Origin of the sequence: Octadecabacter temperatus (genome assembly GCF_001187845.1) — a bacterium.
GTDB classification, from domain to species: Bacteria; Pseudomonadota; Alphaproteobacteria; order Rhodobacterales; family Rhodobacteraceae; genus Octadecabacter; species Octadecabacter temperatus.
Genome location: NZ_CP012160.1, coordinates 2,368,949 through 2,381,746, shown reverse-complemented (window position 1 = coordinate 2,381,746; position 12,798 = coordinate 2,368,949). Strand labels below are relative to the sequence as shown.

9 protein-coding genes and 1 tRNA gene are annotated in these 12,798 nt (G+C 53.3%); 5 read left to right on the top strand and 5 right to left on the bottom strand.

What is annotated here, in order from left to right; all coding sequences use genetic code 11:
* Positions 1-286 precede the first annotated feature (286 nt).
* A complete protein-coding gene (locus OSB_RS11925; RefSeq protein WP_049835216.1) occupies positions 287-1,114 on the top strand; it encodes a LysR family transcriptional regulator in 828 nt (275 codons plus the stop codon).
* A gap of 98 nt (positions 1,115-1,212) precedes the next feature.
* A tRNA-Ser gene (locus tag OSB_RS11920) sits at positions 1,213-1,302 on the top strand.
* A gap of 516 nt (positions 1,303-1,818) precedes the next feature.
* Here the strand turns inward: OSB_RS11920 and OSB_RS11915 are convergent.
* The 3 genes from OSB_RS11915 to OSB_RS11905 are packed head-to-tail and all read right to left on the bottom strand — an operon-like array spanning position 1,819 to position 5,799.
* Complete coding sequence (locus OSB_RS11915) at positions 1,819-2,457, bottom strand: response regulator transcription factor (RefSeq protein WP_049835215.1); 639 nt, start codon at positions 2,455-2,457, stop codon at positions 1,819-1,821.
* 33 nt (positions 2,458-2,490) lie between these two features.
* Positions 2,491-4,431 carry a sensor histidine kinase gene (locus OSB_RS11910; RefSeq protein WP_049835214.1) on the bottom strand — a complete coding sequence of 647 codons (1,941 nt, stop codon included), beginning with the start codon at positions 4,429-4,431 and terminating at the stop codon, positions 2,491-2,493.
* A gap of 36 nt (positions 4,432-4,467) precedes the next feature.
* Complete coding sequence (locus OSB_RS11905) at positions 4,468-5,799, bottom strand: aspartate aminotransferase family protein (RefSeq protein ID WP_049835213.1); 1,332 nt, start codon at positions 5,797-5,799, stop codon at positions 4,468-4,470.
* A gap of 234 nt (positions 5,800-6,033) precedes the next feature.
* Here OSB_RS11905 and OSB_RS11900 point away from each other — a divergent pair, with 234 nt between their 5' ends.
* From OSB_RS11900 to OSB_RS11890, 3 genes are all read left to right on the top strand, one after another.
* The gene (locus OSB_RS11900; protein ID WP_049836145.1) at positions 6,034-6,996 is read left to right on the top strand and encodes a TAXI family TRAP transporter solute-binding subunit; all 963 of its coding nucleotides are present in this window, start codon (positions 6,034-6,036) and stop codon (positions 6,994-6,996) included.
* Positions 6,997-7,087: 91 nt separating this feature from the next.
* The gene (locus tag OSB_RS11895; protein WP_049835212.1) at positions 7,088-9,703 is read left to right on the top strand and encodes a TRAP transporter permease; all 2,616 of its coding nucleotides are present in this window, start codon (positions 7,088-7,090) and stop codon (positions 9,701-9,703) included.
* Positions 9,700-10,131, top strand: coding sequence for a universal stress protein (locus tag OSB_RS11890; RefSeq protein WP_049835211.1), 432 nt, complete (start codon positions 9,700-9,702; stop codon positions 10,129-10,131). Before OSB_RS11895 ends, OSB_RS11890 begins: the two co-directional genes overlap by 4 nt.
* Positions 10,132-10,241: 110 nt before the next feature.
* Here OSB_RS11890 and OSB_RS11885 read toward each other — a convergent pair whose 3' ends face one another.
* Both OSB_RS11885 and OSB_RS11880 read right to left on the bottom strand, forming a co-directional pair.
* Complete coding sequence (locus OSB_RS11885) at positions 10,242-11,891, bottom strand: FAD-binding dehydrogenase (protein ID WP_049835210.1); 1,650 nt, start codon at positions 11,889-11,891, stop codon at positions 10,242-10,244.
* Complete coding sequence (locus tag OSB_RS11880) at positions 11,888-12,751, bottom strand: bile acid:sodium symporter family protein (RefSeq protein ID WP_049835209.1); 864 nt, start codon at positions 12,749-12,751, stop codon at positions 11,888-11,890. The genes OSB_RS11885 and OSB_RS11880 overlap by 4 nt, the downstream gene beginning before the upstream one ends.
* Between the last annotated feature and the right edge of the window lie 47 nt (positions 12,752-12,798).

Sequence of the window (12,798 nt, the reverse complement as noted above, 5' to 3'; positions counted from 1 at the left end):
CGTGGTTGCAAATTTGCGCGCCGTATTTCCCACAGAAATTTCGACCGAATGGTACGCTAAGTCATAAGGACAACCGCTCCTGCTGAAATCTGCAAGAACTTGATAACGGGCTTTTGGGGCAGGGTTCTAGATATGCTAACGGGTAGCGTCCTAGCTATCCTTAAGGGTAGATCGCATAGCCTTTTGAGACGCGCCCTACTCTTCCTAGCGCAGGTACTAGGCTTTTGGTTGGGGTACGAACTGGTCAAGAAGAACAAACTTTTGACGTGGGGACGCAGTAGGAGTGATGATCAAAGACTGGAACAATTTGCGGTATCTTCTGGCCCTATACGAAGGCGGAACGATGAAACGCGCCGCTGAGCTACTTGATACGTCGAGTTCAACCGTTTCTCGACATGTGCGATCTCTTTCCGAGGATTGCCAAGAGATGCTTGCAAAACAAACCAAAGGCGAAGCTTGGACAATTACGCCGAAAGGCTTGAAGCTCGTCAAAATGGCTACCGACCTTAGCTTTAATTTTTCAAATCTCGACACGTCGGATCAAGAAGAACAGGTAACGCGTGTTGCAATCACGTCCTTAGATTTCGTTTTGACGTATTATCTCGCTCCAAACCTTCCGCAACTTTTGAATGAAGTTCCCAACATAGAAGTGTCATTGCTGAGTTCGGATAGGCGACTAAGTTTGGCATTTAATGAGGCGGATATTGCTTTGCGTTTTGGCCGCCCATGTGAAGGGCAACTGGTTGCAAAACGGATTTGCAGCATGCCTATGCGGGTGTGGAAACCCAAAGGTCGCGACGCGACGGACTGGGTTGGGATGAGCGAAGATTTAGATTGGACGCCGGACATGGAAATGGGCCGTGCTGTCTTTGGGCGCGATCCGATTGTCCGGACTTCCTCTTATGCGGCGGCGAAACGCACAGCATGTTCGTTAGGGCTGGGAACGATTGGTCCAGATGTCATCATGGGAGCAGGAGAGACTTTCGCTGCAGATCCGTCACAAACCGTCGAACGCGAGGTTTGGAGCGTGATCCATGAAAGCAGACGGATGGATAAGACGTTGGACAAAGTAAAAGAATGGCTGGATCATGTGTTTGATACCGTCGTTGATTAGGTGTCGCCGATGATGGCGAACAAGCCCAAACAAAAATTCAAATGGCCTATGAAGTTTTAGTGTTGCGGTGCCCCGCTGTGCGCATTAGACGGATCAGCGGAGACGTGGCCGAGTGGTCGAAGGCGCTCCCCTGCTAAGGGAGTAGGCGGTAACCCGTCTCGAGGGTTCGAATCCCTTCGTCTCCGCCACTATACCATTTTCGCTAGTTTGATTGGGTCGCCCTGGGCGGCCCTTTTGCTTGTTTTGTTGGGCGACACTCGAAAAGCGGGTCTTCTTGAGTTTTCTTCGGTTACGCTTGAATTTGTTTCCCGAGTGGTGCGAAAACTGTTGTTTTTGAATGGCTTACTCTAGCCAGCTGAGAAGGGGTGGGGCAAAACTCTGAACTGAGTGACATAGGGGCGGCAGCTGGCTTTTTGAGGGCTGATCTATCAAGCGTGCATCGTTTGTTTGTGTGATCGTCAAGTGGGGTTGGAATAAGAAGAGTGGGACACGTTGCATCGAATTAAATTTGAGAGGAGCAGACATTGCTCCGACAAACCATGCCCGCGACTAAGAGCTTGGTCATCGCCGGATGGCCGAGCAGGAGTGTAACCCACATTTCGGTGCCCCGCGAGAAACCCCACCCTTCGGTCCAGAGTGTTCGTTCACAAGGGCATTGCAGTTCTGCACGGCAACCTGCCACGCGGATGTCCATTGTACCTGCGTCAATCCAAGCGATCAGCATGCGGGATTGAAAGATCAATTAGCTCTGCCACCGACCCGATTTCCATTTTTTCAAGAATTCGCGCACGATGATGGTCTACAGTTCTCGGGCTTATTTTCAGTTCCCTCCCTATTTCTTTACTCGCAGTGCTGGACGGATTGGCGATCATGAAATTGGCGACTTCTCTCTCCCGAAGCGTTAACTTGGCAAATCGCTGCAGCGCGGAATTGCGGTGATAGTCCTCCGCTCTTTTTTCTCTGTCAGCTAAAATTGCCGTATTGATACAGTCAACAAGGGCGCCTTGCCGAAAAGGCTTCTCCAGGAAATCGACGGCCCCAGCTTTCATTGCTTGGACGGTTTCAGGGACCCCGCCATGACCAGAAATAAAGATTATTGGTATACTGATTTGCCTCTCCGCGAGGACTTGTTGCAGTTTCAGACCATCCATTTGAGGTAGACCGTAATCCAAGACCAAGCAGCCGGGTTGCGACGGATCGTATACGTCGAGAAAGTCGAACGCGGCTTCAAACGTCATAACCTTGAAACCACGCGTGATGAGAGCCCGGGACAGACTTGTTCGTACCTTAACATCGTCATCAATTAGGAAAACTGTCGAAACGTTAGAAGCGGTGTCTATCATGGGAGGTTATCTCGGTCCGGTGGTTGGCGAATTCTACGGGGCTTCACATGGGATTGTAAAATGGAACTGATGTGACGGCGCATCGTACCAGAGGTTACCGCCACCTGCCTCAACGATCGTCCGTGAGATTGAAAGGCCCAAACCCAGACCGTCAGGTTTGCTAGTCTTAAACTCTTTGAATAACGTGATTTCGGCATCAACTCCTGGGCCGGAATCTTGCACACTGGCCTCAATCAAATCGTCAAGTTGCAACGCGACAAACTTGATTTTCCGAGTAGGGCAATCTGCCATAACAATTGCATCGATCGCGTTGCGGAAAAGGTTAATCAGAACTTGAGCGATTTGAACGCGGTTGCCAAACGCCGGGCGCAGATCAGATATTTGCGTTTCGATAGTGACGCCGCCGCCTTCCAATTCTTGACGAAGAAGGCGTTGGGTTTGTTCCACGAGTTCTTTGAAATCAAATGGCTGTGCATGGCCATTGTCTTTACGCATAAAGCTTCGCAAAGCGCGAATGATGTCGCCACCTTGGTGGGCCTGTTCGTCAATCTCAGTTAGAATTGAGACCAGCTCCTTGTTCGGTGCAGGGTCCATTTTGGCGACAGAAAGCGCCGTATCTAGATTTTGCGATATTGCAGTCAGTGGTTGACTGAGTTCATGGGCTAGGCCGGTCGCCATTTGGCCCATCGTGTTCACGCGGGTCACGTGTGACAGTTCACGGTTGAGGTCCTGCAGCTTCTCATCCAAACGCCGCCTTTGTGCAATTTCATCGATCAGCGTTGCATTCGCCAAGCTGAGTTCTTTGTAAGTACGGGGCAGTGGCGCATCGGTAGAAACCTCTCCTTGGGATACCAATGACGTACGAACGGCGAAGGCCCGAACCGGTTTCAGAATGAGTTCCGCGAGGATCAAACCAGCAATCGCAGTTACAATCGAAATGACTGCAGCGATCCAGATATTCCTGGAGAGGTTGTCCCGGATGCCTTGGATAAAATCGTTTTCGGGGGCGAAGACGGCGATATTCCACGGCAGGTCAATATAGGGAATTGGCAACAACAGAGTCATGAATTGGTCGCCAGAGAATTCAAACTCGGATCGCACCGATTGGTTCGACGATGAAACACTGCCGTCAAATCCGGCAAAAGCTGCTCGCACGATAGGGTCACTGAAATCGTCGACGCCAATGAACCCGATCGTTCCGTCATCGTTTCGCGTGCTTATCCGTGCTGGATCAGGATGGGCGATGACGCGACCATCATCGCTGAGGATGAAGGCAGCTCCTGAATCACCAATTGTGAGATCAGAAAGGAAAAGAGAGATGTCGGCGATATTGAGGTCAATTCCCACAACTCCATGCAGTGCGCCTTCGGAGCTTTGTATCGGCGCGGCCACAGTAATTCCGGGTTGCTGGGACGAAAAGAATATATAGGGATCAGTCCAAATCCGCGATCCAAGTTGGCGTGCCTCAATATACCATGGGCGCTCCCGAGCATTGAAGGTATCGCTGGGGTCAAAATGGCGTTCGACGATCGCAAATTCCTCATCACGCCAAATGTACTCGGTTGTACGTTGTCCGTCCTCGACGACGATGGATTTGGTGCGATACGGCCCCGGGCCATCGCTGTTCATAACGTAAATGAAATTGCCGTCTTCATCGCCGTAGTAGATCCCTGCTAGCTGAGCTTCGGTGCGCAGCAGCTGAAAGAAGTATTGCTCCATCAATTCCGGCGATGTCGTTGAAACAAGGCCGTTGTTCAACATGCGGCGGGCTTGTTCAGTAATCTCGGTTGCCGGTTCGAGAAACCGTTTGGTGTGTTCAGCCGCGTTTGCACCTACCTCATCCATCAAACCGCGCGCATGTTCCAGCATGGCGCGCTCTGAGGACACGTAAGACGTGGACACAACGATAATGATCGCGATGAATTGCAGCCCCGCAAGGCTCAACGCGAGAACAAATCCGAGTGAATACCTCATGGGTGAATTGTGTTCTCTTCTTGGACGCAGATCAAGTCATAGTCCCAGATCAACCGTCACCGCATCAATTGCTGCCGTCAGTTTTAGAACGATCTCTCCCAAATGATCCGTCGTCGAAATAAACGGAGGGGCAAGTAATACATGATCTCCGTGGACCCCATCAACGGTCCCGCCCATCGGGTAGCAAATCAGACCATTGGCAAAAGCAGCCTTCTTGAGCTTTGCGTTAAACTTCAACGCTGGGTCTAAGCACTCTTTTGTCTCGCGGTCCTTTACAAATTCGATGCCGACAAACAATCCACGTCCGCGGATATCGCCGACGTTGGGATGTTTGCCTAACGAATAGCGCAACATTCCCATTAGCAGCTCACCTTTTGCAGTAACGCCGTCCACCACCCCCGATGTGAGCTTGTCCACCACAGCTAGCCCCGCCGCGCAGGCTGTCGGATGTCCGACATAAGTATGACCGTGTTGAAAAAAACCGCTGCCCTGCAGGATTACTTCATAGATTTCCGCCGTACACAGCGTCGCTCCAATAGGTTGATATCCCGCGCCCAATCCCTTTGCTATGGTGCAAATATCAGGGCTGATGTCGTCCTGTTCACAAGCAAATAGTGTGCCCGTACGCCCCATCCCGCACATGACTTCATCAAGGATCAACAAGACGCCATACTGATCGCAAATTTCGCGGATACGTTTGAAATACCCCTCCGCCGCAGGCACCGCTCCTAAGGTCGCACCAACAACCGGTTCTGCCACAAAAGCCATAACCTGATCCGCACCAAGACGCAGAATTTCTGCTTCCAACTCATTGGCCATGCGCAGGCCAAAATCAGCCTCGTTCTCTCCGTCAAGCTGCTCGCGGTAAGCGTAGCAAGGCGCGATATGGCTGACATCCATCAACAGGGGCGCAAACGGCGCACGGCGCCATTCATTGCCCCCGACAGCCAGCGCACCCAATGTATTTCCATGATAACTCTGGCGCCGGGCAATGATCTTGGAGCGCTTAGGTTGACCTAATTCAACATAGTACTGACGCGCCAGCTTTAACGCCGCTTCGACCGCCTCTGATCCACCTGACACGAAATAAACCCGCTCCAGCCCTTTCGGTGCATGTTCGGTTAATTTATCGGCGAGTTTCTCTGCCGGCCGAGATGTCAGAAAACTCGTGTGAGCAAACGCCATCGTATCCAGTTGCTCCTTGATCGCATGGATCACATCCGTGTCGCTGTGACCAAGGCAAGAGACCGCCGCCCCCCCGGACCCGTCGATATATTGCTTACCATCCGTGTCCGTTAGATAGACGCCTGTTCCAGAAAAACCCATTGGGGGTAGAGACTTAGCGTTGCGAGGGAAAACATGACTCATAAGCAGACTCCGTTTTGGTTTGGTTAGATTTACTCCTGTGTCCCCGTTTCGGGATATAGGTAGTCACGCGCATAGACAGGTTTCGCCCCCACTGAGAAAGTCGAGGGACAAGCAGGAATCTCCTGCATTGCTGCACTGGGGCGGAACAACAAGACGGGCAACGGCACCACGCCAATGTCCGCAATAACCCGTCCCAAAACAAATTTAGTTCTTGGGAGAACGTCAATGATCCGAATGAAAATCTCAACTTTTGCCGCTGTTGCGGTCGCTGCTACAATGTCAGCGCCTACCGTCATGGCCGAAGAGTTCATCACAATTGGTACCGGTGGTGTTACCGGTGTCTATTACCCAACTGGTGGCGCGATTTGCCGTCTGGTTAACCAAGGCCGCCGTGACCACGGTGTACGCTGTTCCGTCGAATCTACAGGCGGTTCCGTCTACAACATCAACACAATCCGCGAAGGCGAATTGGAATTCGGTGTTGCTCAGTCCGACTGGCAGTACCACGCATATAACGGCACATCTCGCTTCGAAGAGTCCGGTGCATTTGAAGGCCTTCGCGCTGTTTTCTCAGTTCACCCAGAGCCGTTTACTGTTGTGGCGCGCGCCGACAGTGGCATCACAAGCTTCGCAGATCTTCAAGGTAAGCGTGTTAACATCGGCAACCCAGGGTCCGGTCAACGCGGCACGATGGAAGTTCTGATGGAAGCCCTCGGTTGGACAACAGACGACTTCGCACTAGCAACAGAACTGAAAGCATCCGAGCAGTCTGCAGCCCTTTGCGACAACCAGATCGATGCGATGGTTTACACTGTTGGCCACCCATCCGGCTCTATCTCCGAAGCTACCACAGCATGTGATTCCGTGCTGGTTGAAGTGTCCGGTGACGTTGTCGCCCAGCTGATCGAGGAAAACTCTTTCTACCGTTCAGCGACGATTCCGGGCGGCATGTACCGCGGTAACGACGAAGACGTTATGACATTTGGTGTTGGTGCGACATTCGTAAGCTCCGCCGATGTGTCCGAAGACGTGGTCTACACATTGGTTAAGTCCGTGTTCGACAACATCGACGACTTCCGCGGTCTGCACCCAGCTTTCGCGAATTTGGAACCAGCTGACATGGCATCTGCCGGCCTGTCCGCTCCGCTGCACGACGGCGCTGCCAAGTACTACGAAGAAGCTGGCCTGATCGAATAATCACCACTCACTTAAGAACAAAACTGGGGCCGGTCCATCCGGCCCCGGAACACCAAACACGATCAGCCGGAAACCGGCGACAGGGGGACTTATGACGACTGCAGAAAATCGCGCGCTAAGCGAAGAAGAACTTCAGGAACTCGTCGCTGCAAGTGATAGTGGTGCCAGAAGCCCAACCGGCGCTGTTGGCAAAATGATCGCAATTACAGCGCTGCTCTGGTCGAGTTTTCAAGTGCTTCTTGCGTCTCCAATTGGTCCTTATATTTTGCCAGGGGACTTGATCAATAACTCGCGTCAAATCCACCTCGCTTTTGCTATTTTCCTGTCAGCAATGGCCTATCCATTGTTCAAAAACAGCCCCCGCGACAGCATTCCTTGGTACGATTGGATCCTAGGACTAGGTGGCGCGTTCCTCGCGCTCTACGGCTACTTTTTCTATGATAAAATCGTTGGGAATGGCGGGCTTGCGGATCACTCGGATTCCTACTTCGCACTCGCTGGTCTGATTTTCCTATTCATCGCTGCCTATCGGACACTGGGACCGGTCATGGTGCTCTTGGCTGTTGTTTTCCTTGGGTACGTCTTCTTTGGTTCGTCAGAAATTGTTCCCGATCAGATCCGTTGGGCCGGTGCATCATTGCGCAAAGCTATGAGCCACATGTGGATTACCTCTGAGGGCGTGTTCGGTATCGCTCTTGGGGTCTCGACCCGATTTGTATTCCTCTTTGTTTTGTTCGGTGCGCTTTTGGACAAAGCAGGCGCTGGCAACTACTTCATCAAGATGGCCTTTGGTGCCTTGGGTCACCTGCGTGGCGGTCCAGCTAAAGCAGCCGTTGTTGGGTCTGCCGCGACGGGCCTGATTTCCGGTTCTTCCATCGCGAACGTTGTGACGACTGGTACTTTCACAATCCCACTCATGAAACGCGTTGGGTTCAGCGCTGAAAAAGCCGGTTCGGTTGAAGTTGCGTCCTCTGTAAACGGCCAGATCATGCCACCGGTTATGGGGGCTGCGGCCTTCTTGATGGTGGAATATGTGGGTATTTCCTACGTTGAGGTCATCACGCACGCGTTCCTGCCAGCGATCATCAGCTACATCGCTCTGGTCTACATCGTTCACCTTGAAGCGGTGAAAAACAACATGCCAACCATCGGCAACAAAGCTGTCAACATGTTCAACACAGTGCTGGGGATGTTCGGCTTCTTCGCTGGCTTCGCACTGCTGTGCTATGCCACTCAGTATCCGGTTGCCGCGATCGTATCACTCTTCCCAGAAGGGTCTGGTCTAATTTTGGCTATCCTGCTTGGTCTGGTATATGTCGGCTTGATCTACCTTGCGTCCAAAGTCGAAGATCTGGAACCGGATGACCCGAATGCAAAGGTTGTGGAGCTTCCCGACCTTGCACAAATTTATAAATCAGGCCTGTACTACCTGCTCCCAATCATTGTTTTGGTCTACTTCCTGATGATCGAACGCAAATCCCCTGGCTTGTCGGCATTTTGGGCAACCTTCATGTTGTTCGGCATCTTGCTGACTCAAAAGTCGCTCAAGGCGTTCTTCCGTGGCGAAGATAATCCAATCAGTCGTCTTAAAGATGGTCTGTTTGACCTAATTGACGGCATGATCGACGGCGCTCGCAATATGATCGGCATTGGTCTTGCGACTGCAACAGCGGGTATCATCGTTGGCACTGTGTCCTTGACGGGCATCGGTCAAGTGATGGCGGATTTCGTGGAATTCCTTTCCGGAGGCAACTTGATCCTGATGCTGATCTTCGTGGCAATCTTGTCGCTGATCCTCGGCATGGGCCTCCCTACGACGGCAAACTACATCGTGGTTTCATCCTTGATGGTCGCCGTTGTGGTCGAACTAGGTGCACAGTCAGGATTGGTTGTCCCACTAATCGCTGTGCACCTGTTCGTCTTCTACTTTGGGATCATGGCCGACGTTACGCCCCCGGTTGGGTTGGCCAGTTTCGCGGCCGCTGCCGTTTCTGGTGGCGACGCAATCCGCACGGGCTTTACCGCATTCTTCTACAGCCTACGGACTGTGGCACTGCCCTTCGTGTTCATCTTCAACACAGATCTGCTGCTAATTGATGTAACCGTGACCCAAGGTATAATTGTCTTCATCACTGCGACCATCGGTATTTTGGTATTCACGGCGGCGACGATGAATTGGTTCCTGACCAAGAACCGCATCTGGGAAACAGTTGCGTTATTGGTGATTGCATTCGCGCTATTCCGCCCAGGGTTCTTCATGAACCAGATTCAACCGCCGTTCGAAGAGATCGAGCCAGCTGCATTCTCGCAGGCCTTGGCCGACGCTGAACCCGGTAGCACATTGCGAACAATCATCTCGGGGCCTGACTTTGACACGTTCGAAAGAAAGGACGTAACCGTGCCTTTGACTGTGCCAGATGTCGAAGGGGCTGACGCCCGTCTTGACGCTCTTGGGATCATTCTGGTTCCAGACGGTGACGCACAGAATATGGACGAACCAGGTTTCGGTACGGAACTGTCTGACGCGCTTTCATCATTTGACTTCTACGGTGACGAACCAGTCGCAATCAGCTCCGTGCAGGTCGCGTCCAATCAGATGCCGAAAGAACTCATCTGGATCCCAGCCCTCCTGCTCCTTGCTTTGATCGCATTCCTGCAAAAGAGTAGAGCGCCAGCACCCACCCTACGCGAAGGAGAAGTAGCATGATCAAGACAGTACTTTGCGCAATCGACATCAACCGTCCTAAAGACGAAGCCCCGGTCCTCAAAGAAGCCAAGAAACTGGCCGATCTTGATGGGGCGCAGTTAGATGTTATTACGGTTGTCCCTGATTTCGGAGCAAACGTTGTTAGCGCCTATTTCAAAGACCATGACGTTAAATCCGCGCAGGACGGCGCTGCCAAACTCCTCAATGAAATGGTCGGTGATGTGATTGGCGCAGTGGCGAACCAGGACGTTCGCCACTTGGTCGCAATCGGAAGCGTCTACGAGGAAGTGCTGAAGGCTGCTAAACTCTCCGATGCCGGCCTGATCGTCATCGGGGCGCACCGAGCTGATTTCAAAGACTACCTGCTCGGACCAAATGCGGCACGTGTCGTGCGACACTCAGGGTGTTCTGTATATGTTGTGAGATAGTTGGAACGTGCTGCGAATGTGCCAATTGGCCGTTGCACTGCTGAGTGCCGCGTTTCCACGCGACTGCTAAGTAAGTCAACTTTCGGGCTAAAACGGTCTCGGTCTCAGACTTACCCGGCACTCTTTCCGGCAGCTCTCCCAGAGAATATGCAACCACCCAAGAACGTACCCTCCAGCGAATTGTAGCCGTGATAACCGCCGCCACCGAAACCTGCCGCTTCGCCTGCTGCATATAGACCAGGGATGGCATTGCCTGCGGCATCAATCGCTTGGCTGTTCAGGTCGGTTTGCAAGCCGCCCAGCGTTTTGCGGGTGATCAGGTTAAGGCGAACGGCGATCAGCGGGCCATTGTCTGGGTCAAGGAACCGATGCGGTTTGGCGGTGCGGATGAGCCTGTCACCACGATAATGGCGGGCCGCTTGGATGGCGGTGATTTGCGGGTCTTTAGAGAACGGGTTGTCGACTTGGGCGTCGCGGGCTTCGATCTGGGTGCGCAAGTGTGCCTCGTCAATCAGGGCATCGTCAGTTAGCTCGTTCATGCCTTTCACAAGGTCGGTCAAGTTGTCCGCAACGATGAAATCCGCGCCGTGTTCCTTGAAAGCCTCGACCGGACCGGTTGCGTTTTTACCCATTAGGATGCGTTCTGTGAGAACCTTCGACCATTTGGCCGATGTGAGGTCGGGGTTTTGTTCGGAGCCTGAGAGCGCGAATTCCTTTTTGATGACCTTTTGAGTCAACACGAACCAGCTGTAGTCAAATCCGGTATCAAGGATCGCTTTGAAGCTGCCGTTGGTGTCGAAACCAGGCATGGTAGGGGGCGCAAAGCGGTTGCCGTTTGCGTTGAACCACATGGACGACGGGCCAGGTAGAATGCGGATGCCGTGGGCGGGCCAGATTGGGTCCCAGTTTTTGACACCCTCGGTATAGAACCACAGACGGTCGAAGTTGATGACGTGGCCGCCTGCGTCCTCGGTGATGCCGATCATGCGGCCGTCCACATGGGCAGGTACGCCAGAGAGCATGTTGTTCGGTGCCGGGCCGAGACGTTCTGTTGGCCAGACTTTGCGGATCAGATCAAAGTTGCCACCGATACCACCAGAGGCGACAATCACGGCGTCTGCGTCTACGCGGAATTCGCCTGTTGCGTCGCGATTGGTTTGTGCGCCTTGCACTGCATCATCGGGGGCAAGAGTTGTGCCGGACACGCCAACGGCTGCGCCGTTTAGCATTTCAAGCCGGTCGACTTGGTGGCGATGGAGATAGGTGATGCGACCGGCATCGCTGTGTTCGTTACAACGCCGGATAAAATGCTCCAGAACGCCGAGGCCTGTCCCCCAAGTGACGTGAAAACGAGGTACGGAGTTGCCGTGGCCCATGGCGTCGGACCCACCGCGTTCAGCCCAGCCTACAACAGGGAACCAGCGTAGGCCCATGTCGTGCAACCACGGACGCATTTCACCTGCTGCAAAGTCGAGGTACTTTTCGGCCCACTGGCGCGGGTAGTCGTCTTCGGGACGGTCGAATTGCGCCGATCCCATCCAATCGTTGAGGGCCAGTTCGTGGCTATCTTTGATACCCATGAGGCGCTGTTCAGGTGTGTCGACCATGAACAAGCCGCCAAGCGACCAATGGGCCTGACCACCTAGATTTTGTTGGCCTTCTTGATCAACGATCACGACCTTTTTGCCGCGATCTCCAAGTTCAGCGGCGGCAGTAAGCCCAGCAAGGCCTCCACCTACAACAACGACGTCTGTTTTCATGAATTACGGCTCCGTAACCAAAGAACAAAAGGAATGGCGGTGATGTACATGATCACGCCGTATAGGGCGGATGGCAGCCCGATGGTCGGGATGCCATTGGTAGCGCCCACAATCAGCGGCGCGAGGGTGATGCCAAGGCTGCCGTTTTGAATGCCGACCTCGATTGAGATGGTTTTACGTTCGCGCCATGTGAGGCCCAGTGCCGTTGCGATCAGAAGCCCGCCGATCATCGTGCTGAGGTTCAAAGTCAGTAATGCGGGGCCAAGGGTGCCTGCGTTGGTGGTGAGCAGTGACCAATTGGACGCGATGGCCGCTATGATAATGAGGACGAAGAGTACCGAGGCGAGTTTGATGAGGGTCGGTTCAATGCGGTCCGCCAATGGTGTCGCTAAATTGCGCAGGACCATTCCCAAGATCACCGGCAACATGGTCAGCAAGAACATCGCCAAAGCAAGCGAGGTCACAGAAACATCTGGCGCGGCTTCGCCCATGTAATGGGCCACGGCCCAACTAATGAGGACTGGCACGGTGAGGATCGAGACCAGCGACATCAGCGCCGTAAGGGAGACGGACAGCGCAACGTCGCCACCCGCAAGGCGCGACACTACGTTGGAAGTGACCCCACCGGGACAGAGCGCGATAAGCATCACACCAGCGGCGATGGCCCCTGTAAGACCAAAAAACGAGATGATGAGAAAGGCCATTACGGGCAAAAGCACGAGTTGACAGACAGCGCCAATAGCAAACACCCATCCGCGTTCGGCGACGCGTCGGAAATCGGCTATAGTGAGGCCGATCCCAAGGCTGAACATGATGATCGCCAGCGACAACGGCAGCACGACGTTTATCAGAATATCCATTTGTCCCCTCCCAAGGCCATAAGGCGTGCAAGCCAACACAAGGGCGG

Coding starts and splice junctions, on each gene's coding strand:
- OSB_RS11925 (WP_049835216.1), top strand. CDS start 287: ATGATCAAAGACTGGAACAATTTGCGGTATCTTCTGGCCCTATACGAA.
- OSB_RS11915 (WP_049835215.1), bottom strand. CDS start 2,457: ATGATAGACACCGCTTCTAACGTTTCGACAGTTTTCCTAATTGATGAC.
- OSB_RS11910 (WP_049835214.1), bottom strand. CDS start 4,431: ATGAGGTATTCACTCGGATTTGTTCTCGCGTTGAGCCTTGCGGGGCTG.
- OSB_RS11905 (WP_049835213.1), bottom strand. CDS start 5,799: ATGAGTCATGTTTTCCCTCGCAACGCTAAGTCTCTACCCCCAATGGGT.
- OSB_RS11900 (WP_049836145.1), top strand. CDS start 6,034: ATGAAAATCTCAACTTTTGCCGCTGTTGCGGTCGCTGCTACAATGTCA.
- OSB_RS11895 (WP_049835212.1), top strand. CDS start 7,088: ATGACGACTGCAGAAAATCGCGCGCTAAGCGAAGAAGAACTTCAGGAA.
- OSB_RS11890 (WP_049835211.1), top strand. CDS start 9,700: ATGATCAAGACAGTACTTTGCGCAATCGACATCAACCGTCCTAAAGAC.
- OSB_RS11885 (WP_049835210.1), bottom strand. CDS start 11,891: ATGAAAACAGACGTCGTTGTTGTAGGTGGAGGCCTTGCTGGGCTTACT.
- OSB_RS11880 (WP_049835209.1), bottom strand. CDS start 12,751: ATGGATATTCTGATAAACGTCGTGCTGCCGTTGTCGCTGGCGATCATC.